The following is a 21,577-nucleotide window of genomic DNA, read 5'->3' as shown; positions in this document are numbered from 1 at the left end:
GGTAGGGTTGTCCCGTGCTCGAACTGGTCGTCCTGATCTCCGGTGCCGGCTCGAACCTCCGGGCCCTGCTCGAGGCGACCCTCGACGCGGAGTACCCCGCCCGGGTCGTCGCCATCGGTGCCGACCGCGACGCCGAGGGGCTCGGTCTGGGCGAGGAGTTCTCCATCCCGACGTTCACGGTGCCGTTCTCGCGGTTCGACTCGCGCGAGGAGTGGGGCCGTGAGCTCGCCGCCCAGATCCGGCCGTGGTCGCCGGACCTGCTCGTGCTGTCGGGCCTCATGCGGCTGCTGCCGCCGGCGGTCGTCTCCGAGTTCGGCCCCGCGGTGATCAACACGCACCCCGCGTACCTGCCCGAGTTCCCGGGCGCCCACGGCGTGCGGGACGCCCTGGCCGCCGGCGTGGAGCAGACCGGTGCGAGCGTGATCCAGGTCGACGACGGCGTCGACAGCGGTCCGATCCTCGCCCAGGAGCGCGTCCCCGTGCTCCCCGGCGACTCCGAGTCGACGCTGCACGACCGGATCAAGCCGGTCGAGCGACGCCTGCTCATCCAGACCATCCTCGACATCGCCAACGGCACCACCGACCTGAAGGGCACCCCGAGCGCATGAGCGTGCACGCAGCCGACCCCAGCCTGTACCGCGACCGGGACCTCGTCCCCGTGCGGCGGGCGCTCATCTCGGTGAGCGACAAGTCCGGCCTGCTCGAGCTCGCCGGGGCGCTCGCCGACGCCGGTGTCGAGATCGTGTCGACCGGTTCCACGGCGCAGACCATCCGCGACGCCGGGTACGCCGTCACGGACGTGTCGAGCGTCACGGGCTTCCCGGAGTCGCTCGACGGCCGGGTGAAGACGCTGCACCCGTCGGTGCACGCCGGGCTCCTCGCCGACCTCCGACTCGAGTCGCACGAGCAGCAGCTCGCCGACCTCGGCATCGAGCCGTTCGAGCTCGTGGTGGTCAACCTGTACCCGTTCGTCGAGACGGTGGCCTCGGGTGCCGACACCGCGACCGTGGTCGAGAACGTCGACATCGGCGGCCCCGCCATGGTCCGCGCCTCGGCGAAGAACCACCCGAACGTCGCGATCGTCGTGTCGCCGTCGTCCTACGCCGAGGTGGTCGAGGCCGTCCGCGCCGGCGGGACCACGCTCGAGCTGCGGAAGCGCCTCGCCGCCCAGGCCTTCGCGCACACCGCCGCGTACGACACCGCGGTCGCCGGCTACTTCGCGAGCGACGTCGTGGCGGACGCCGCGGCACCGACCACGAGCGGGGACATCGAGATGCCGGGGTCGTTCGACGAGCACCTGACGGCGGACGCCGACCTCGCGGCGACGCTCCGGTACGGCGAGAACGCCCACCAGGCCGCGGCGCTGTACACGAGCGCCGGTGGCACCGGGATCGCCCAGGCGGCGCAGCTGCACGGCAAGGAGATGTCGTACAACAACTACGTCGACGCCGATGCCGCCGTCCGCGCGGCCTACGACTTCGCCGAGCCCGCCGTCGCGATCATCAAGCACGCCAACCCGTGCGGGATCGCGATCGCCCCGGCGGACGCGGCCGACCCGATCGCCGCGGCGCACGCCGCTGCGCACGCGTGCGACCCGCTCTCGGCGTTCGGCGGGGTCATCGCCGCCAACCGACCCGTCACGAAGCAGATGGCCGAGACGGTCGCCGACATCTTCACCGAGGTCGTCGTCGCGCCGGCCTTCGACCCCGAGGCGATCGAGATCCTCTCGCGGAAGAAGAACATCCGCCTGCTCACGCTGCCGACCGACTTCGCCCTCGCTCCGCGTGAGGTCAAGCAGATCTCCGGCGGGTTCCTCGTGCAGGACGCCGACCGCTTCACCGCGTTCGACCAGTCCACGTGGACCCTCGTCGCGGGCGAACCGGCCGACGAGCAGACCCTGGCCGACCTCGCCTTCGCGTGGAAGGCGAGCCGTGCGGTGAAGTCGAACGCGATCCTCCTGGCGAACCAGGGCGCGAGCGTCGGCGTCGGCATGGGTCAGGTGAACCGGGTCGACTCGTGCCACCTCGCGGTGAACCGTGCGGGTGAGCGCGCCACGGGCAGCGTCGCGGCCTCCGATGCCTTCTTCCCCTTCGCGGACGGGCTGCAGGTGCTCCTCGACGCGGGCGTCCGTGCGGTCGCCCAGCCCGGTGGGAGCGTGCGCGACGACGAGGTCATCGCCGCGGCCACGGCTGCCGGCGTGACGATGTACTTCACGGGCGAGCGGCACTTCTTCCACTGAGTCGAACAACGGGCAACTCCGGGAAACGCTTGCGCACCACGTTCGACTGTGAATAGTCTGTAAGGCTCCGCGACAGGCACGCCGACGGCCCCAGTGTCCACGACAGACACCGGCCGGCGGCACCGCGGACACAACGGTGACGATGACGACGACTGGAGTGACGATGAACACGACGACCGGAACCGTGGCGACGGCTGCCCGTGCGGGTCTCGTGCTCTTCGTGGGGACCGCTCCCGACGCACGACCGTTCGGTGGGGCACGTGGCATCCGCCCGCGTCCCGCACACGCGGCCGTCGCGCCGTACCCCCACCGGGGTGCGCCCGCCGTCACGGCACCGCTGTCCGCGTAGGGCTGCCTCCCACAGCCAGCGACGAGCCGTCGGCACCGCCCGACGACGACGAGCACGCGACGAGCCGCCGCGACACCAGCGACGACGACGAGCACGGGCCAGCGCGAGCCCACGCCTGAACCCGGGGGACGACTGTCTCCCGGTGCACTCCGACCGAACCGACGCCGCGCGCGACGCGGCGGCGGGCGACCGCGACGAGGACCGAGCACGCCCCACCGGGGTGGGCACGGCCCGGGACGCGACCGACCCGCTCGGCCGACGACCACCACGCAACGGACACCGAGCCTCCAGACCGACGGCTGCGACAGCAGCGGCCGATCCAGAGGGTCTCGGCACGACGCACGAGGACGCAATCCATGTCCAAGACGCCAGACCAGGCGCGCCCGTCCACCGACCGCCCCTCGACCTTCCGCGCGATCGCGCGGATCTACCCCTACGTGAAGCCCTACCAGGGCCGGCTCATCGGCGGCATGTTCGCCGCCATGGGCGCCTCCCTGGTCGCGCTCGCGATCCCCTACGTCCTGCAGTGGCTCGTCGACGGCCCGCTGTCCTCGAAGGACTCCGCACAGATCTGGCCCGCGGGCCTCGGTGTGCTCGCGCTCGGCGTGCTCGAGGCGTTCTTCATCGCGTCCCGGCGTCGGATGGTCATGCGGCCGTCGACGCGCATCGAGACGAGCATGCGGAACGCGCTCTACGCGAAGCTGCAGGACCTGCCGGTGGCGTTCCACGACCGGTGGGAGTCCGGGCAGCTGCTGTCCCGTTCCGTGTCCGACCTGTCGCTGATCCGCCGGTGGCTGGCCTTCGGCGTCGTGCTGCTGGTGGTCAACATCGTGACGATCGTCGTCGGCTTCGTCGTGCTGTTCACCTTCGGGTGGCTGCTCGGCCTGGTGTTCCTCGTCGCGTCGATCCCGCTGTGGATCAACGGCCTGCTGTTCGAACGTCGGTACTCCGTCGTCGCGCGCCGCAGCCAGGACCAGGTCGGCGACCTCGCCACGAGCGTCGAGCAGTCGGTGCACGGCATCCGCGTGCTCAAGGCGTTCGGCCGCGGTCGCTACAAGCTCGACGAGTTCAGCGAGCAGGCCGAGGCGCTGCGCGGCACCGAGATCGAGAAGGCGAAGGCGATCGCGGGCATCTGGCTGTGGCTGCTGCTCGTGCCCGACGTCGCGTTCGCGCTCTGCCTGCTCGCCGGCATCTGGCTCGCGAGCCAGGGGGAACTGTCCGTCGGGCAGCTGTTCGCGTTCTTCGCGACGGCGACGGTGCTCCGGTTCCCGATCGAGTCGATCGGCTTCCTGCTCTCGATGACGTTCGACACGCGCACCGCGGTCGACCGCTTCTTCGAGGTCATGGACTCGGAGAACACGATCACGGACCCCGAGCACCCGGAGACGATCACGGAGCCGCACGGTGCGCTGTCGTTCAACGGCGTGCACTTCCGGTACCAGGACTCCCCGCCGCAGTTCCCGGACCTCATCAACGGGGTCGACCTGCAGCTCCGACCCGGTGAGACCATGGCGCTCGTCGGGCTGACCGGCTGCGGCAAGACCACGCTGCTGTCGCTCGTGCCACGGCTGTACGACGTCACGGGCGGCTCCGTGACGATCGACGGCGTCGACATCCGCTCGCTGACCCGTGCGGAGCTGCGTCGCCACGTCGGTGTCGCGTTCGAGGACGCCACGCTGTTCTCGACGACCGTGCGCGAGAACGTGCTGCTCGGTCGCCCGGACCTGGCCGGCGACGAGGCCGAGGCCCTCATGCGCGAGGCCCTCGACATCGCCCAGGCGTCCTTCGTGGACGACCTGCCCGACGGGGTCGACACCCGTGTCGGCGAAGAGGGCCTGTCCCTCTCCGGCGGGCAGCGGCAGCGCCTGGCGCTCGCCCGTGCGATCGCGGCGCGGCCGTCGGTGCTCGTCCTCGACGACCCGCTGTCCGCGCTCGACGTCGACACCGAGGCGCGGGTCGAGGCCGGTCTCCGCCGCGTCCTCGCCGAGACCACGTCGCTCATCGTGGCGCACCGCCCGTCGACCGTGACGCTCGCCGACCGGGTGGCGCTCATGGAGAACGGCGTCGTCACGGCCGTCGGCACCCACTCGGAGCTGATGGCGAACAACGACCACTACCGCTACGTCATCTCGTCGCTCGACGACGACGACGCCACCGCACGAGAGGAGGCGATGGCATGAGCCAGCAGGAGAAGAACCTCCCGGTCGACACGTCGGCCGGTCCAGGAGGCGCGGATCCCGTCGTCGACGACATCGCCGACACGCAGGCTGCCGCGCCCGTCACCGCGTCGATCACCACGCTCGGCGTGCGCGGCGAGGAGCGCGAGGACTTCACCAAGGCGGAGAGCAAGCGCCTGCGGCGCCGCTCCCTCGCCCTGCTCGGGTCGCTCGCCGCGCCGCTCAAGGCCCGGCTCGTCGTCCTCGCCGTCGTGGTCGTGGTCTCGACCGCGGGCACGGTCGCGGGTCCGGCGCTCATCGCCTGGGGCATCGACAACGCGCTGCCGGCGGTGATGGAGCAGAACGACTGGGTGCCGGCGTTCGGCGTCGTCGCGACGTACATCGTCGTGGCGGTGCTCGGTGCCGTGCTCACGGCCTGGTACACGGTGCTGGCGGCGCGGATCAGCCAGGCGATCCTGTTCGACCTGCGCAAGCGGGTGTTCCTGCACACGCAGCGGCTCTCGCTCGAGTTCCACGAGACCTACACGTCCGGTCGGATCATCTCCCGCCAGACGAGTGACCTCGACTCGATCCGCGAGCTGCTCGACTCCGGGCTGAACCAGCTCATCCAGGGCGTGCTGTACATGGTGTTCACCGCCATCGCGCTCGTGGCGCTCGACCCGACGTCCGGGCTCGTGCTCGCGGTGTCGCTCGTGCCGCTGTGGTTCCTGATCCGCTGGTTCCAGTCCAACTCGCAGACGCTGTTCCGCGCCACCCGTGTCACCTCGGCGCGCGTGATCGTGCACTTCGTCGAGACGATGACGGGCATCCGGGCGGTGCAGGCGTTCCGCAAGGAGTCCCGCAACCGCGACGAGTACGGCGGCTACGTCGAGGACTACCGGCAGGCGAACACGAAGGTGTTCAACCTGTTCGGGACCTTCGACCCGGTGCTCGTGCTCATCGGCAACGTCACGCTGGCCGCGGTCGTCGTCGTCGGTGGCTTCCGGATCGTCGGCGGGACGCTCGAGGTCGGCGCGCTGCTCGCGGTCGCGCTGTACGCCAAGCGCTTCTTCGACCCGGCCCAGGAACTCGCGATGTTCTACAACGGGTACCAGTCGGCATCGGCCGCGATGGAGAAGATCTCGGGCGTGCTCGAGGAGCGGCCGAGCGTGCCGGACCCCGCGAAGCCGGTGAAGCTGCCGGACGCCACCGGGCGGATGGACTTCGACGACGTCGTGTTCGCCTACAACAAGGGCAAGGTCGTCCTGCCCGAGTTCGACCTGCACATCCCGGCGGGGCAGACGATCGCGCTCGTCGGGTCGACCGGTGCCGGCAAGTCGACGCTCGCCAAGCTCATGGCGCGCTTCTACGACCCGTCGCAGGGTTCGGTGAAGCTCGACGGCGTGGACCTGCGGGACCTCGACACGAAGGACATGCGCCGCGCGATCGTCATGGTCACGCAGGAGGCGTACCTGTTCTCCGGCACCGTCGCGGACAACATCGCGCTCGGCAAGCCGGGGGCGTCACGGTCCGAGATCGAGTCGGCGGCGAAGGCGGTCGGCGCGCACGAGTTCATCATGGCGCTGCCCGACGGGTACGACACCGACGTGAACAAGCGCGGTGGCCGGGTGTCGGCCGGGCAGCGGCAGCTCCTGTCGTTCGCCCGGGCGTTCATCGCGGACCCGAAGGTGCTCATCCTCGACGAGGCCACGGCGTCGCTCGACATCCCGTCGGAGCGACTCGTGCAGGAGGGGCTCGAGACGCTGCTCGCCGACCGGACCGCGGTGATCATCGCGCACCGGCTGTCGACCGTGGCGATCGCGCACCGGGTGCTCGTGATGGAGTACGGCCGGATCGTCGAGGACGGCACCCCGGACGACCTCATCGCCGGGACCGGACGGTTCGCGCAGCTGCACGCGGCCTGGCGGGACTCGCTCGTGTAGCGGCACCGTCGATCGGCACTGTCGATCGGCACTGTCGGACGAACCACGGATCCGACGTGGAACCACGCACTCGCGCTGGTTCCACGTCGGATTCGTGGTTCCACGTGGTTGGGTTGACCCATGAGCGACGACAGCGTGCAGCCCGGCGGCGTGGCCCTGCGCGACCCCTTCTACGGGGCACCCTTCACCGAGGCCGTCCGGCGGTTCTGGCGGAAGTACACCGTGTTCACCGGGCGGGCCTCCCGTTCCGAGTTCTGGTGGTGGTGGATCACGTCGCTCGCGATCGGCCTGGTGCTGCAGCTCGTGCCACAGGTCTTCACGCCGGACACCCCGGTGCTCGAGAACCCGGTCGGCTCCTACCTGTTCGTGCTGTGGGGGTTGGCGACGCTGATCGGGTCCCTCGCCCTCGGCGCCCGACGGCTGCACGACGCGAACCTCTCCGGCTTCTGGCAGTTCCTGCACGTGGTGGTCGGCATCGGCTCGCTCGTGCTCTTCGTCATGTGCCTGCTGCCGTCGAACCCGAAGGGCACACGCTTCGACGCGTGATAGCGCCGCTCAGAACGGGTCGTCCGCGTCCGTGGCCGGTGACCAGCGCGCCCGACGCATGTCGATCCTCCAGGTCGTCGTCCCCTGCACGAGCGGGGTGCCCTCGGCGCGGTAGTGCTCGTGCGCCCGGGCCTCGTGGTGCACCGGGGGCAGACCGCCGGACCGCACCACGCGCCACCACGGCAGGTCGGAGCCCTCGTGCGCCATGACCTTGCCGACGGCACGCGACGCCCGGGAGCCGAGCGCCGCGGCCACGTCGCCGTAGGTCATCACGTGACCTGCCGGGATGAGCCGGACGACCTCGGCGACGGCTGCGCCGAAGTCGTCGGGGGAAGCCTCGGTCACACCAACTGCAGGACCGCGAAGTGGTCGCCGTACTGGGTCTCGCGCACCACCTCGAACCCGACGGCGCGGAAGAACGCCTCGGGGCTGTCGTCGCCACCGGGTTCGTACACGACGGTGAGGCGCTCGAGCCCACGGTTGCGGGCCTCGTCGGCGAGGCCGTGCACCGCGAAGCGACCGACGCCCCGGCCCTGTGCCGTCGCGGACACGTTGACCCGCCAGATCGCGCTGCGCAGTTCTTCCTCGGCGTTGTCCTCGTCGAAGGTGCCGATGATCATGCCGACGACCTCGTCGCCGTCGAGGACCACGCGCGTCCACGCCGAGCTCGGCTTCACGTCCGACTCCGCGACGCCGTAGGTCGTCGGCTGCACGAACTGCTCCTGCCCGGGCTTGAGCGTCAGGGAGTTCGCCGCCGCAGCGGTCGACGCGGAGAGTTCTTCGAGGCGGAGGTCCGTCATGCCGCTCAGGGTAGCCGTGCGACCCGTGTGGGGGCCAATACCGATCCCAACGCATGACATGTAATATGTCAACATCATGACCTTCGATCGACGGATCCGCCACGACCTCACCGCGTTGCGGGCAGTCGCCGTCCTGCTCGTCGTCTGCGTCCACGCGTTCGGCGTCCCGATCGGCGGGTGGGTCGGCGTCGACGTGTTCTTCGCGCTCTCCGGGTACCTGCTCGCGCGATCGATGGTGTCCGAACGAGTGCGAACCGGACGCTTCGCACTCGGCGGCTTCCTCCGCCGCCGTTTCTGGCGGCTGTTCCCGGCAGCGGTGCTGACCCTCGCCGTCGTGGCGATCGGCGCTGTGGTCGCGCTCCGCCAGCCGCTCGCCGCGTCCGTCCTGCGCGATTCGGGAGCGGCCGCGCTCGGCATCGTGAACTGGGTGTTCCTCGGCCGTGACGCTGACTACTGGGCGTCGGCGTCCTCGACGTCCCCCCTCCAGCACTTCTGGTCGCTCAGTGTCGAGCTCCAGTTCTACGTCGTGTTCCCGCTGCTCGTGGCGGTCCTCTGGCGATCGCTCCGTCGACCCGACGCCGTCTCGGTGCGACGCATCGCCGTCGCGGCCTCGGTGCTCGTGCTCGTCGCGTCCGTGGCCTGGGCCGCGTCGGCGGGGACGACCGCGCCAGCAGCCTCGTACTTCGACACGGGATCGCGTCTCTGGGAACTGGCCGCCGGAGCCGCCCTCGGAGCACTCTCGGTCCCAGTCGGTGCGCGGACGCAGCGCGTGCCGGCCTGCATCCGCGTCGGCGGCGTCCTGTCCGGGCTCGGGATCATCGGGGTCGCCGCCCTCACCGCCCCTGGTGCGGATGCCGTCCCGGTCCCCGACGCGGTCCTGGCGGTCGTGGGAACGATCGTGGTGCTCGTCTCCGGGCAGGGGCTTCCTCCGCTCCCTGTCCTCCGGTGGCGCCCGGTGCAGTGGGTCGGCGGAGCGTCCTACTCGATCTACCTCTGGCACTTCCCGGCGATCGTCGCGGCGGCGTACGTCTTCCCTGAGCAGCGAGCGGTCGCCGGGAGCGCGGCCGTCCTCGTCGGGCTCGTCCTCGGCGGACTGTCGCGCCGCTGGGTGGAACTCCCGGCGATGCGGGTCGGACGCCGACCCTGTGCGACCGTCCGCGTCGTCGCCTCGGTCGCGTCGTTCGCGGTGGTGGCGTTCGGGACGGGTACGCTCACGGCAGCCCCGACCCCGCAGACCGAGCGGGTCGGCGACGGGGTGGCCAGCGCGGTCGCCGAACCCTGGACCCCGCGGTCCCTCGGTGCCGCGCTCGGGAATGGTCTCCGGTCGGAACGGTGGCCGGTCGGACTCACCCCGGCGCTGGACGAACTGGTGCCGGGGCCGCCGCAAGGGTACGAGGCGTGCGACCGGACTGTCATCGGCGATCCCGGGTCGTGTCGCTTCGCGGCGGATGATCCCGTCCGACAGGTCACGGTCGTGGGGAGCTCCGTGGGGGTCGCCCTGATGCCCGCGGCTGTCGGGGCCTTCGGACATGACTCGATCGTGCGCGGGTTGACCGCCAGCGGCTGTCCGATGCTCGACATCGCCGTGCGCGGGAAGTCAGACGACGATCGCAGGCGGTGCAATGAGCAACGAGCCGCGGCCATCGACGAGATCAACGAGACGACGCCGGACATCGTGGTCGTCACCCACGGGTACGACGGGGTCGCGCAGCTCGTCGGGCGCCCGAGTCTGCCCGAAGCTGCGCGCGAGTGGGAAGCCGCCGCCGGTCGGTTCGTCGACGCCGTCGCCGGCTCGGGTGCCCGGGTCGTCTTCGTCGCCGCGGTGCCGCAGGGCGGGGACCCGTCGCAGTGTGCGGCGTTGCGGCTGAACGGCCCGGACGCGTGCACCTCGGAACTGTCGGACGCGTACCAGCTCGGAGCCGCTGCCGAGCGTCGAGTCGCCGAGTCCCGGGCGGGCGTGGACTTCGTCGATTCGAGCGGCTGGTACTGCGTCGACGGCCGCTGCCCGGTCCTCGCGGACGACGTCCTGATCCGGAAGGACGGCCAACACATCACGCGCGAGTTCTCCGAGCGTCTCGCCGTGGTCCTCCGCGAAGCGGTACTCGCCGAGAGGTGACAGCGCGGTATGGTCGCGGCATGGCAGAGCATCGACGCGGGGCGAACCTCCCGTCGATCGGCGGGTTCAACCGGACGGTGGTGCTCGACGCCGTGCGCCGCTCGCCGGACGGCCTGAGCCGCGTCGAGCTCGCCTCCCGTACGGGCCTCAGCGCGCAGACCGTGTCGAACGTCACGCGGTTCCTCATCGAGGCGGGGATGATCGCCGAGTCCGGCACGGTCGTGTCCGGTCGCGGCAAGCCCCGCACGATCCTGCGACTCGAGGCCGGCAGCCGCTACGCCGTCGGGGTGCACGTGGACCCGGCCGTCGTGACGTACGTGCTGCTCGACCTGGCGGGCACCGTGGTCGCGTCGAGCACCACGTCGACCCCGACCGCGGACGACCCGTCCGAGGTCGTCCGGACCATCGCGACCGCGATCGACGAGCTCGTCTCGGGCGCCCGCGTCGACGTCGAGGCCGTGCTCGGGGTCGGCATCGCCAGCCCCGGACCCATCGACGTCGACGCCGGCGTGGTGCTCGACCCGCCCTTCCTGCCGCGGTGGCGCGACGTCCCCCTGCGCGACGCGCTCGCCGAGGCGACCGGGTACCCGGTGCTCCTCGAGAAGGACGTCACGGCGGCCGTGGTGGGGGAGATGTTCCTCGCCGGGGAGTCCTCCGCGCGGAACTTCGCCTTCGTGTACTTCGGCACGGGCTTCGGCGTGGGCCTCGCCGTCGACCACGAGCCCGTCCGCGGGGTCGGGTCGAACGCCGGCGACGCCGGGCACATCATGGTCGACCAGGGCTCGCTCGCCGGGACGCCGGACGGCGAGGGCACGCGGGGCGAGGTCGGCGCGGCGGTGGCACCGGACCGCCTGGTGCACATCGCGCAGGCCCGGGGGCTCGCGCTCGGCGGCGCACCCGCGGACGTCGCGGCGGTCGACCGCGCCTGGGACGCACTCGGCGCGGCGATCGACGCCGAGGACCCGGTCGCCGTGGGGCTCGCGGCCGAGGCGGGGACCGTGATGGGCAACGCCGTCGTCCTCATCGTGAACCTGCTCGACATCGACCGCGTGGTGTTCGGCGGCCCGTTCTGGTCGCGGATCGCGAGCGCGGCCCTGCCCGCTGCGCGCGAGGCGATCGTCGGTTCGCCGCTGCTCGTGCCGAAGCACCCCGTCGTCGTGACCGAGAGCGGTCGCGGAGCGGACGTGGCCGCGGTCGGCGCGGCCTGCCTCGTCCTCGACGCGGCGCTGTCGCCGCGGGCGAGCACCCTCCTCATCCGTCGCTGACGGGGGTCGGTCGCGACCAGCCCGTGACGGGAGGCGCGGTGCAGGCCCGACCCGCGCCTCCCGTCCGGCACACGGTGCCGTTCCCCGTGTCGCGCGCGACACCTGTCGTTCACCTCGCCGCCACCGGCCGGATGCCCGGATGCTGAACAGTCGTGCAGGTCCCCCCCGAACTCCTGAGAAGGACTCTGCATGCATCCCCGTGCTCTGCGCCTCGGCGCGTCCGTCGCCGCCGCCCTCGTCGTCGCCGCCGGCGTGCTGACGACGTCGCCCGCCTCCGCTGCCGTCGGTGACGACGACCCGTCCGTGGGCGCCGCGAGCCCGAACGGACTCGTCGTGAACGAGGTCGAGTCGAACGGCGACGACACCGACTGGGTCGAACTGCGGAACACCTCGTCGGCGGCGATCGACCTGTCCGGGTACGCGTTCCTCGACGACGACAGCTCGCACGAGGCGTACGTCCTGCCCGCCGGTTCGACCATCGCCGCCGGCGGGTACTTCGTCATCGACCAGGTGTCGGCGACCGCTCCCGGCTTCGACTTCGGGCTCGGCGGCGCCGACACCGCCAGGGTGTACGACCCGGCCGGCGACCTCGTGCTGCGGTACTCGTGGACGGCGCACGCCGCGGTGACGTACGGGCGCTGCCCGGACGGGACCGGCGCGCTCGTGGACACCACGGCGTCGACCAAGGGTGCGGCGAACGACTGCTCCTCGCCGGTGCGCATCAACGAGGTGGAGTCCGACGGTGGGAGCCCGGGCGACTGGGTCGAGCTGACGAACGTCGGGACGACCACGGTCGACCTCGGCGGGTACGTGTTCCGGGACAGCGACGACACGCACGCGTACACGATCCCGACCGGGACGACCGTCGCACCGGGTGGCTTCACCGTCCTCGACGAGCAGGACTTCGGGGTCGGGCTGGGCAAGGCGGACTCGGCGCGGGTGTTCGATCCTCGTGGCGACGTCGTCGACTCGTACACGTGGACCGCGCACGCCGCGACGACGTACGGCCGGAACCCGGACGGCACCGGCGCGTTCGCGGAGACCTCGGCGCCGACCAAGGGCACCGCGAACCGGTTCGCCGGGATCGTCACCGCCGAGGCCTGGCCCGGCGGTCCGGACGAGCGGGTGCTCGACGACGAGGACACCTTCACCGGTGACCTGAGCGGCATCGACTGGACGACGTCGGCTTCGGCTGCCGGGCAGCTCTGGGCCGTGCAGAACGGCGACGGGCTGCTCTACCACCTCGTGTCCGACGGCGAGGGCGGATGGGCGCCCTCGAACGCGGCCGGTACGGAACTGCACTACGCCGACGGCTCCGGCACCCCGGATGCCGAGGGCGTCACCGTCACGTCGGACGACCCCGGCGCGGTCTACGTCTCGACCGAGCGGAACAACGACGTGTCCTCCACGAGCCGCCCGGCCGTGCTGCGCTTCGCCACCTCCGACGGCTCCCAGTCGACGCTGGACGCCACCGACGAGTGGAACCTCTCGGCGGACTTCCCCGGGCTCGGCGCGAACGCGGGCCTCGAGGGCGTCACCTGGGTCCCGGACTCCTGGCTCACCGCGCACGGCTTCGCGGACGAGCACACCGGCGCCGCGTACACGCCGGCGACCTACACCGGACACGGCGACGGGCTGTTCTTCGTCGGCGTCGAGGGCACGGCCAGCGTGTACGCGTACGCCCTGATGTCCGACGGTGCCTTCCAGCGGGTGGCCACGATCGCGACGCCGTTCTCCGTCGTCGCGGACGTCCAGTTCGACCCGACGCTCGACGCGCTCTGGGTGGTCTGCGACGACGCGTGCTCGGGCCGGACGGCGCTGTACGAGGTGGCCGACGGAGCCTTCGCGGCGACGACCGTGTACGAGGCGCCGTCGAACGTCGACCGGACGCTGGCGAACGAGGGCTTCGCGATCTCGGGTGTCTGCACGGGTGGCTCGCGGGCGACCTTCTACGCCGACGACAACGACACGGACGGGTTCTCGCTCCGGACGGGCACCTACCCGTGCGACTCGTCGACGCCGGGCGACGGTGGCACGCCGGGCGACGGCGGGACCCCGGGCGACGGTGGCACCACGACGCCGACCCCGGTCCCGACGCCGACGCCGGGTGGCGGGTCGACGCCCGCCCCGGGTGGCACCGCGTCCGGTGGCTCCACCCCCGGAGCGGGCGCCTCGCCCTCGGGTCCGTCCGCCGCACCGTCCGAGTCGTCCCTGACCGAGGCGAACCGCGGCACGCTCACCGCCCCGGCCACGGCGCGCCCCGGCGAGACGATCACGATCGGCGTCGGCACCCGGTACGCCGGGCAGGAGGTGCACGTCTGGATGTTCTCCACGCCGACGCTGCTCGGGACGGCCACGGTCGCGGCGGACGGAACGGTCACGGCGACCATCCCGGCCGACGCCCCCGCAGGCGAACACCGCATCGTGGTGACCGCCGAGGACGGCACGGTGCTGGGCTGGACGACGATCACGATCGACCCCGTGACCGGTGCGCTGGCGTTCACGGGTGCCGAGGGGCTCGGGGTCGGCGCCGTGGCGGCGTTCCTGCTCCTGGCCGCCGGTGCGGGCGTTCTCGTGGTCCGTCGGCGCCGGGGGACCCCCGCCTCGGAGTGATCCGGTGAGCAGGAATGGTCGGGTTCGTGGTGCGGACCCGACCATTCCTGCTCACGAACGCGCGCCCGCGAGCCCCGACGCCCGCGGGCCCCGACGCCCGCGGCGGTACGGTCGCAGGGTGCACAACGAGATCCTCCGGTACACCGCCTTCGCCGCCGAGCCCGGCGGCGGCAACCCCGCCGGCATCGTGCTCGACGCGGCCGACCTCTCCGACGACGAGATGCTCGCGATCGCGCAGGAGGTCGGGTACCCCGAGACCGCCTTCGTCACCGGGCAGACTGCCACGGGCCCGCGCCTGCGGTACTTCTCGCCGGCGGCCGAGGTCCCGTTCTGCGGCCACGCCACGATCGCCACGGCGGTGGTGCTCGCCGAGCGCGAGGGCCTCGGGCGCCGGGTGTTCACGACCGCCGCGGGGGAGATCGCCCTCGACGCCACGACCGCTCCGGACGGCAGCGTGCAGGTCGCGATGACGAGCGTCCAGCCGGCGTCCCGGCCGCTCGACCCCGACCTCCGCGACCGCCTGTTCGCCCTGCTCGGCCTGACGGTCGACGACGTCGCGGCGGGCTTCCCGGTGCTCGAGTCCTTCGCCGGCAACTGGCACCCGGTGATCGTCCTCGCCGACGTCGAGTTGTTCCACCAGTTCCGCTTCGCCCCGGAGCCCCTCGCGGCCCTCAAGCGCGAGGCCGGCTGGGCGGGGACGGTCACGGTCCTGCACCGCACCGACGCGCTGGAGTACGAGGCGCGCAACCTCTTCCCGGCCGGCCGGATCACCGAGGACCCGGCCACCGGTTCGGCGGCGGCGTCGACCGGCGCGTACCTGCGCGAGATCGGGGCCGTGCAGCCCGGCGACCGCGTGGTGATCCGGCAGGGACGCCACGTCGGACGGCCGAGCGTGCTGCTCGTCGACGTCCCGGCGACCGGCGGCATCACGGTCACGGGCGGTGCCACTCCGGTCTGAGCCGTCCGGGAGCGTGACCGAATCGACACGCCACAGCTCTTGACACGGATAAGTCAATACGGTGGAGTAATCCTGCGCGCGGGTGACGGAGCCCGCGAACATCCCGTGCAAAGGAGCACCGATGAAACGCCGCACCCGAATCATCGCCGGACTCGCAGCCGTGGCAGTCGCCGCGGTCGGTCTGGCTGGTTGTTCCAGCTCAGGCTCCGCCTCGAGCGACACCATCAAGATCGCGTACCAGAAGTTCGGTGCCTTCCAGCAGCTCGACGCCCAGATGAAGGTCGTCAAGAAGGAGTACGAGAAGGAGAACCCGGGCAAGAAGGTCACGCTCGTCCCCATCCAGGCCCAGGGCAACGACTACTACACGAAGCTCGCGCTCATGAACAAGGCGCCGGCGACCGCGCCGGACGTCATGTACGAGGACACCTTCCTCATCAAGGCCGACGCCGAGGCAGGCTACCTCCTGCCGCTCGACAAGTACACGGCGAAGTGGAAGGACTGGAGCCAGTTCTACGACAACGCCAAGCAGGCCGGGCAGGGCGACGACGGCAAGATCTACGGCGTCCCGATGGGCACCGACACCCGGGCCCTCTGGTACAACAAGGACATCTTCAAGGAGGTCGGCCTGCCCGTCCCGTGGCAGCCCAAGACCTGGGACGACGTGCTCGCGGCCGCGAAGACGATCAAGGACAAGAAGCCCGACATCATCCCGTTCAACATCTACTCGGGCAAGGCGCAGGGCGAGGCCTCGACGATGCAGGGCTTCGAGATGCTCCTGTACGGCGCGGACGGCTCCGGCAACACGCTCTACAAGGACAAGAAGTGGGTCACCGGCTCGAAGCAGTTCGAGGACTCGCTGCAGTTCATCAAGGACGTCTACCAGGGTGACCTCGGACCCACACCGCAGCAGGCGCTCGACACGAACGTCGGGACGACCATCGCCCAGACGTGGCTCCCGCAGGGCAAGCTCGCCATCGACCTCGACGGGTCCTGGCAGTCCGGCACGTGGCTGAAGTCCGGCACGGCTCCGTGGGCCGAGTGGAACGACGTGATGGGCCAGGCGCCGATGCCGACCCAGAACGGCCAGGAGCCTGGCTACAACTCGATGTCCGGTGGCTGGACCCTCGCGGTCGGCAAGAACTCGAAGAACCCCCAGGCCGCGTTCGACTTCATCGCGAAGTTCCTCGACAAGGACGGGTCGCTCAAGTACGACAGCGAGAACAGCCAGATCGCCGTCCGCAAGGACGTCGCCGAGGACACCGCCTACACGGACGCGAACCCCACGTTCAAGTTCTTCTCCGGGCTCGTCGAGCACACCAACTTCCGCCCGGCGACGAGTGACTACTCGCAGGTGTCCAACGCGATCCAGGTCGCGATGGAGGCGGTGATGACGGGGCAGCAGACGCCGAAGCAGGCGGCCGCCGCCTACGACAAGGCCGTCGAACAGGTGGTCGGCAAGGAGAACACGGTCTCCGGCTGATCGCTGCGGTGACCACCTGACGGACTGGAGGCGCGGCTCGCGTCGTGCGCCGCGCCTCCCGTCCGACCCCACCCACCTTCGGAACCCCTCTCCGCACCCGGAAGGCAACCACCGTGTCCAGCACCCCCCTCGCGCCGACGCTGTCGGCGCCCGGTGCGCCGAAGCGCACCGATCCGCCGGTCCCGCGCAAGCGGAAGCCGCTGCGGAACGTGGGACGAGCGGTCCCGCTCCTCCCCGCCGTCGTCCTCCTCGTCATCTTCCTGCTCGGCCCCGTCATCTCGTCGTTCTACGGGTCGTTCACCAACTCGGCGCTGACCGGGGTCGGCGCCGCCGACCAGCAGTTCGTCGGCTTCCAGAACTACGTCGAGCTGTTCCAGGACCCGGACTTCCCGAAGTCCGTCATCCTCACCATCGTGTTCCTGCTCGCGTCCGCGGTCGTGGGCCAGAACGTGCTCGGGCTCGGGCTCGCCCTGCTCATGCGCTCGGCGAACAAGGCCGTCCGCGCGATCGTGGGCACGTTCGTCGTCGCCGCGTGGGTCCTGCCCGAGATCGTCGCCTCGTTCGCCGCGTACGCGTTCTTCAACGACGAAGGCACGCTCAACGAGTTCCTGCGGTCGATCGGGATCAGCGGCCCGAACTGGCTCTACACGTACCCGATGCTCGCCGTCATCCTGGCGAACATCTGGCGCGGTACGGCCTTCTCGATGCTCGTCTACTCCGCCGCCGTGCAGGAGGTCCCCGAGGAGATCACCGAGTCCGCCGAGGTGGACGGAGCCGCCGGCTGGCAGCGCCTCGTCTACATCACCCTGCCGGTCATCCGCCGGTCGATCTCGACGAACCTCATGCTGACGACGCTGCAGACGCTGTCGGTCTTCACGCTGATCTTCGTCATGACCGGCGGCGGTCCCGGGACCAACTCGTCGACCCTGCCGATCCTCGCCTACCAAGAGGCGTTCAAGTTCTCGCAGCTCGGCTTCGGGACGGCGATCGCGACGATCCTGCTCGTGGTCGGCGCGGTCTTCTCGATCATCTACATCAAGGCATTGAAGCCGGAGGTGGACTGATGGCCATCACTGCCCCGTCCCTCGACCAGACCACCACCCGTTCGGTGACCGCACCGGGCTCGATGCACATGACCTCCCCGCGGGGTCGGACGATGCGCTGGGTGTCGAACGTCGTGCTGCTCGTCATCGCAGTGTGCTTCGCGGTCCCGCTGCTCTGGCTCGTCCTCGCGTCGGTCGACACCCAGGCGTCGCTGTCCGTGAAGATGCCGACGCAGTTCACGCTCGACAACTTCACGAAGGTGCTCACGCCGGAGCTGTCGTTCATCCCGCTCGCGAACAGCCTGCTGCTCTCCGGCGGCACGGCGGTCGTCACCGTGGTGTTCGCGCTGCTCGCCGCCTACCCGCTGTCCCGCTACAAGATGCGGGTCAACAAGCCGTTCCTGTACAGCATCCTGTTCGGGACCGGTCTGCCGATCACCGCCATGATGGTGCCGGTCTACGCGCTGTTCGTGTCGCTCAACCTCATCGACAACGTGTGGGGCTGCATCTTCTTCCTCGCCGCCACCTCGCTGCCGATGGCGATCTGGATGGCGAAGAACTTCATGGACTCGGTCCCGGTGTCACTCGAGGAAGCGGCGTGGACCGACGGCGCCTCGATGATGACGACCTTGACCCGCATCGTGATCCCGCTCATGCGCCCGGGGATCGCCGTGGTGTTCATCTTCGTGTTCATCCAGGCCTGGGGGAACTTCTTCGTCCCCTTCGTCCTGCTCCTCTCGCCCGACAAGGTGCCCGCCGCGGTGAGCATCTTCAACTTCTTCGGGCAGAACGGGGCGGTCGCGTACGGGCAGCTCGCCGCGTTCTCGATCGTGTACTCCGTGCCCGTCATCGCCCTCTACGTGCTCGTGTCCCGGGGCCTCGGCGGCGGCAACGCCCTCGCTGGCGGCATCAAGGGCTGACACCCGTCCCTGCTGGAAAGGAACCACCTCCATGCACCACGACGAACCCCTCGTCGAAGCCCGCATCGCCCGGCTCGTCCGGGACCGCATCGACCCCGCCGTCCTGCGCCGGTCCGCACCGGTGGAGATCGCCGCCTGGACCGTGCCGGACGAACCGGTCCCGTTCGACGTCGCGGTCGCGGCCGACTACGAGCCGTTCACGGTGGGCGGCTCCTGGGGCGGCCGACCGTGGGGGACCACCTGGTTCCGGATCCTCGGCACCGTGCCGGAGGACTTCGGGACGGCGCCGGGCACCACGGCGGAGCTCCGGGTCGACCTCGGCTTCACGAAGCGCCACCCCGGGTTCCAGGCCGAAGGGCTCGCGTGGCGGCCGGACGGCACGACCGTCAAGGGCATCGAGCCGAAGAACGACACCGTCCCGCTCGAGGTCGGTCCAGGGGAGTCCTTCGAGCTCTACGTCGAGGCCGCGGCGAACCCGGACATCGGCGGCGACTCGTTCCAGGGGGCGACCCCGCTCGGGTCGCGCTCCACGGCTGGGACGAAGCCGATCTACAAGGTGAAGGCGCTCGAGATCGTCGAGCGGGACGACACCGTGTGGGAGCTCCAGCAGGACTTCTGGGTCCTCCGCGGCCTCATGGCCGAGCTGCCCACCGACGGCACCCGCGGCGCGGACGTCCTGCGCGTGCTCGAACGCGCCGCCGACGCCCTCGACCCGGACGACGTCGCCGGGACGGCCGCCGACGCACGAGCGGTCCTCGCGCCCGTCCTCGCCGTGCCGGCCAGCGCCGCCGCGCACCGGGCGATCGCCGTCGGCCACGCGCACATCGACTCGGCCTGGCTCTGGCCGGTGCGCGAGACCATCCGGAAGTGCGCCCGCACCTTCTCGAACGTGCTCGACCTGATGGACCGCGACCCCGACTTCACGTTCGCCTGCTCCTCGGCGCAGCAGTACGCCTGGATCCGGGACGGCTACCCGTCCATCTGGGCCCGCATCAAGCAACGGGTCGCCGAGGGCCGGTGGATCCCGGTCGGCGGCATGTGGGTCGAGTCGGACACGAACCTCCCCGGCGGCGAGGCCCTCGCGCGGCAGTTCGTCGCCGGCAAGCGGTTCTTCCTCGAGGAGTTCGGCATCGACACCCCCGAGGCATGGCTCCCGGACTCGTTCGGGTACTCCGGAGCCCTGCCGCAGATCGTCCGCGCCGCCGGCTCGAAGTGGTTCGTCACGCAGAAGCCCTCGTGGAACGAGACGAACGTCATCCCGCACACGTCGTTCCACTGGGAGGGCATCGACGGCTCCCGGGTCCTCACGCACCTGCCCCCGGCGGACACCTACAACTCGGACGTCTCCCCCGCCGACCTGCACCGCGGCGAACGGCAGAACAAGGAGCGCGGTGTCGCGAACACCTCGATGCTGCTCTACGGCTTCGGCGACGGCGGCGGCGGACCCACCCGCGAGATGGTCGCCGCCGCCCGACGCCAGCACGACCTCGACGGGTCCCCGCGGGTCGACCTCGGCACCCCGGCGCAGGTCTTCGAGGAGATCGAGGCCGCACTGCCGACGCCGGCGGTGTGGTCGGGCGAGATGTACCTCGAGTTCCACCGCGGCACCTACACGTCGCAGATCCGCACGAAGCAGGGCAACCGGCGCTCCGAGCACCTGCTCCGCGAGGCCGAGCTCTGGGCGTCCACCGCTGCCGTCCGACTCGGACTCGACTACCCGTACGAGGAGCTCGAGCAGGCCTGGCACACCGTGCTCCTGCAGCAGTTCCACGACATCCTGCCCGGCTCCTCGATCGCCTGGGTCTACGAGAACGCCGAGGCGAACTACGCCGAGGTCGCCCGTGTGCTCGAAGGCCTGATCGGCAACGCCACGACGGCGCTCGCGAACGGCGGTGCCGCGGCGCTCGCCGGGGTCGGTGCGTCGTCCACCGCCCGGTCCGGCGGTGGCAGCGCCCTGCTGGACGCACCGTCGGGGGCGGACGCCGCCGGCGGCAGCGGCTCGACCGGGAACGTCGTGCGCTTCAACGCCTCGCCGGTCGCGGCGGGAGACGCAACCGCCCTGGGTGGTTCGCTGGGCGACGAACCGCGAGCCGTGCCTCCCGTCCGGAACGGCGACCGCTTCGTGTTCGACACCGGTGTCGTCACGGCGACCATCGACGCGGCCGGTCACGTCGTGTCGCTCGTCGACCACGCGTCCGGACGCGACGCCGTCGCCCCGGGTGCGGCCGCCGCGGAGTACACCGTGTTCCGCGACACCCCGAACCAGTGGGAGGCGTGGGACATCGACCGCGCCTACCAGCGCAGCGGCACGGTGCTGGAGGCGTCCTCGGTCGAGGTGTCCGGCGACGAACTCGTCGTCGAGCGCTCCTTCGGTTCGTCCTCGATCACCACCCGGTACTCTGCCGTCGCCGGCCAGTCCGAGCTGACGATCGTGACCGAGGTCGACTGGCACGAGCGCCAGAAGCTCCTCAAGCTCGCGTTCCCCCTCGACGTCCGCGCGGCGTCGGCGTCGAGCGAGATCCAGTTCGGCCACATCGACCGGCCGACCCACCAGAACACCTCGTGGGACATGGCCCGCTTCGAGACGAGCGCCCACCGCTGGGTGCACGTCGCCGAGCCGGGGTTCGGGGTCGCCGTCGCGAACGACTCCACCTACGGACACGACATCACCCGGAGCACCCGGGCCGACGGCGGCACCACGACGCTCGTCCGGGAGTCGCTGCTGCGGGCCCCGACGTTCCCGGACCCGCACGCCGACCAGGGGCACCACGTGTTCCGGACGGTGCTGCGGGTGGGCGCCTCGGTGCTCGACGCCGCCGATGCCGGGTACCGGCTCAACCTGCCAGTGCGCACGGTGGAGGGGACGACCACGGTCGACCCGCTCGTCACGGTGTCGTCGCCGCAGGTGTTCGTCGAGGCGGTGAAGCTCGCCGAGGACCGCTCCGGTGACGTCGTCGTGCGGCTCTACGAGGCGTCCGGCGGTCGCGCGGCCGACGTCGGCGTCGACTTCGGGTTCGACGTCGCCGGGGTGGCGGCGGTGGACCTGCTGGAACGCCCGCTGGGGGACTCGTGGGAGTCGGGGGAGCCGGTCGTGCTCACGCTCCGGCCCTTCGAGATCGTGACCCTCCGGGTGCGTCGGGCCTGAGGCA

At 71.1% G+C, this 21,577-nt stretch carries 16 protein-coding genes; 14 read left to right on the top strand and 2 right to left on the bottom strand.

Annotation, left to right across the window (positions count from 1 at the left end; genetic code table 11):
- Positions 1–14 precede the first annotated feature (14 nt).
- The 6 genes from purN to BIV01_RS05015 all read left to right on the top strand — a co-directional run bounded on the left by purN (position 15) and on the right by BIV01_RS05015 (position 7,233).
- Complete coding sequence (gene purN, locus BIV01_RS05040) at positions 15–608, top strand: phosphoribosylglycinamide formyltransferase (RefSeq protein WP_070417751.1); 594 nt, start codon at positions 15–17, stop codon at positions 606–608.
- Complete coding sequence (gene purH, locus BIV01_RS05035) at positions 605–2,239, top strand: bifunctional phosphoribosylaminoimidazolecarboxamide formyltransferase/IMP cyclohydrolase (RefSeq protein WP_071302121.1); 1,635 nt, start codon at positions 605–607, stop codon at positions 2,237–2,239. Before purN ends, purH begins: the two co-directional genes overlap by 4 nt.
- 142 nt (positions 2,240–2,381) lie before the next feature.
- Entirely contained in the window at positions 2,382–2,588 is a 207-nt protein-coding gene (locus tag BIV01_RS05030; protein ID WP_139199214.1) for a hypothetical protein, read from the top strand.
- A 356-nt stretch (positions 2,589–2,944) separates the two neighbouring features.
- On the top strand, positions 2,945–4,768 hold the full coding sequence (locus BIV01_RS05025) for an ABC transporter ATP-binding protein (protein ID WP_071294761.1): 1,824 nt from the start codon (positions 2,945–2,947) through the stop codon (positions 4,766–4,768).
- A gap of 110 nt (positions 4,769–4,878) precedes the next feature.
- Positions 4,879–6,687, top strand: a complete 1,809-nt coding sequence (locus BIV01_RS05020) for an ABC transporter ATP-binding protein (protein ID WP_071294800.1) — start codon at positions 4,879–4,881, stop codon at positions 6,685–6,687.
- A 120-nt stretch (positions 6,688–6,807) separates the two neighbouring features.
- Positions 6,808–7,233 carry a DUF805 domain-containing protein gene (locus tag BIV01_RS05015; protein WP_071294760.1) on the top strand — a complete coding sequence of 142 codons (426 nt, stop codon included), beginning with the start codon at positions 6,808–6,810 and terminating at the stop codon, positions 7,231–7,233.
- Positions 7,234–7,242: 9 nt separating this feature from the next.
- On the opposite strand, the gene BIV01_RS05010 is transcribed toward BIV01_RS05015, so the two are convergent.
- Together BIV01_RS05010 and BIV01_RS05005 are read right to left on the bottom strand one after the other, a co-directional pair.
- Entirely contained in the window at positions 7,243–7,578 is a 336-nt protein-coding gene (locus tag BIV01_RS05010; protein WP_071294759.1) for an MGMT family protein, read from the bottom strand.
- On the bottom strand, positions 7,575–8,033 hold the full coding sequence (locus BIV01_RS05005; protein WP_070417757.1) for a GNAT family N-acetyltransferase: 459 nt from the start codon (positions 8,031–8,033) through the stop codon (positions 7,575–7,577). Before BIV01_RS05005 ends, BIV01_RS05010 begins: the two co-directional genes overlap by 4 nt.
- A gap of 76 nt (positions 8,034–8,109) precedes the next feature.
- Between BIV01_RS05005 and BIV01_RS05000 the strand changes: the two genes are divergently transcribed.
- The 8 genes from BIV01_RS05000 (at position 8,110) to BIV01_RS04965 (ending at position 21,573) form a co-directional block, all read left to right on the top strand.
- Complete coding sequence (locus BIV01_RS05000; RefSeq protein ID WP_071294757.1) at positions 8,110–10,149, top strand: acyltransferase family protein; 2,040 nt, start codon at positions 8,110–8,112, stop codon at positions 10,147–10,149.
- A 20-nt stretch (positions 10,150–10,169) separates the two neighbouring features.
- Positions 10,170–11,414: an ROK family transcriptional regulator gene (locus BIV01_RS04995; RefSeq protein WP_070417759.1), complete on the top strand. Its 1,245-nt coding sequence runs from the start codon at positions 10,170–10,172 to the stop codon at positions 11,412–11,414.
- Between the two features lie 189 nt (positions 11,415–11,603).
- Positions 11,604–14,027, top strand: a complete 2,424-nt coding sequence (locus BIV01_RS04990; protein WP_071302120.1) for a lamin tail domain-containing protein — start codon at positions 11,604–11,606, stop codon at positions 14,025–14,027.
- 118 nt (positions 14,028–14,145) lie between these two features.
- Positions 14,146–14,985, top strand: a complete 840-nt coding sequence (locus tag BIV01_RS04985) for a PhzF family phenazine biosynthesis protein (RefSeq protein ID WP_071294755.1) — start codon at positions 14,146–14,148, stop codon at positions 14,983–14,985.
- A gap of 121 nt (positions 14,986–15,106) precedes the next feature.
- A complete protein-coding gene (locus BIV01_RS04980) occupies positions 15,107–16,465 on the top strand; it encodes an extracellular solute-binding protein (RefSeq protein WP_071302119.1) in 1,359 nt (452 codons plus the stop codon).
- A gap of 113 nt (positions 16,466–16,578) precedes the next feature.
- On the top strand, positions 16,579–17,529 hold the full coding sequence (locus BIV01_RS04975) for a carbohydrate ABC transporter permease (protein ID WP_083295172.1): 951 nt from the start codon (positions 16,579–16,581) through the stop codon (positions 17,527–17,529).
- Between the two features lie 62 nt (positions 17,530–17,591).
- Positions 17,592–18,428 (top strand): carbohydrate ABC transporter permease, encoded by an 837-nt coding sequence (locus BIV01_RS04970; protein ID WP_070419363.1) that lies wholly within the window; start codon positions 17,592–17,594, stop codon positions 18,426–18,428.
- A gap of 31 nt (positions 18,429–18,459) precedes the next feature.
- Positions 18,460–21,573, top strand: a complete 3,114-nt coding sequence (locus BIV01_RS04965; RefSeq protein WP_071302118.1) for an alpha-mannosidase — start codon at positions 18,460–18,462, stop codon at positions 21,571–21,573.
- Positions 21,574–21,577 lie beyond the last annotated feature (4 nt).

The organism is Curtobacterium sp. MCBA15_013, from assembly GCF_001865095.1.
In the GTDB taxonomy this organism is placed as follows: domain Bacteria; phylum Actinomycetota; class Actinomycetes; order Actinomycetales; family Microbacteriaceae; genus Curtobacterium.
The sequence above is the reverse complement of the archived record's forward strand: the minus strand, read 5'-3'. Positions and strand labels throughout refer to the sequence as shown.

Excerpts from the sequence above, each read along its gene's own strand:
- purH (WP_071302121.1), top strand. The coding sequence starts at position 605 with ATGAGCGTGCACGCAGCCGACCCCAGCCTGTACCGCGACCGGGACCTC.
- BIV01_RS05030 (WP_139199214.1), top strand. The coding sequence starts at position 2,382 with ATGACGACGACTGGAGTGACGATGAACACGACGACCGGAACCGTGGCG.
- BIV01_RS05025 (WP_071294761.1), top strand. The coding sequence starts at position 2,945 with ATGTCCAAGACGCCAGACCAGGCGCGCCCGTCCACCGACCGCCCCTCG.
- BIV01_RS05015 (WP_071294760.1), top strand. The coding sequence starts at position 6,808 with ATGAGCGACGACAGCGTGCAGCCCGGCGGCGTGGCCCTGCGCGACCCC.
- BIV01_RS05005 (WP_070417757.1), bottom strand. The coding sequence starts at position 8,033 with ATGACGGACCTCCGCCTCGAAGAACTCTCCGCGTCGACCGCTGCGGCG.
- BIV01_RS05000 (WP_071294757.1), top strand. The coding sequence starts at position 8,110 with ATGACCTTCGATCGACGGATCCGCCACGACCTCACCGCGTTGCGGGCA.
- BIV01_RS04995 (WP_070417759.1), top strand. The coding sequence starts at position 10,170 with ATGGCAGAGCATCGACGCGGGGCGAACCTCCCGTCGATCGGCGGGTTC.
- BIV01_RS04990 (WP_071302120.1), top strand. The coding sequence starts at position 11,604 with ATGCATCCCCGTGCTCTGCGCCTCGGCGCGTCCGTCGCCGCCGCCCTC.
- BIV01_RS04980 (WP_071302119.1), top strand. The coding sequence starts at position 15,107 with ATGAAACGCCGCACCCGAATCATCGCCGGACTCGCAGCCGTGGCAGTC.
- BIV01_RS04970 (WP_070419363.1), top strand. The coding sequence starts at position 17,592 with ATGCACATGACCTCCCCGCGGGGTCGGACGATGCGCTGGGTGTCGAAC.
- BIV01_RS04965 (WP_071302118.1), top strand. The coding sequence starts at position 18,460 with ATGCACCACGACGAACCCCTCGTCGAAGCCCGCATCGCCCGGCTCGTC.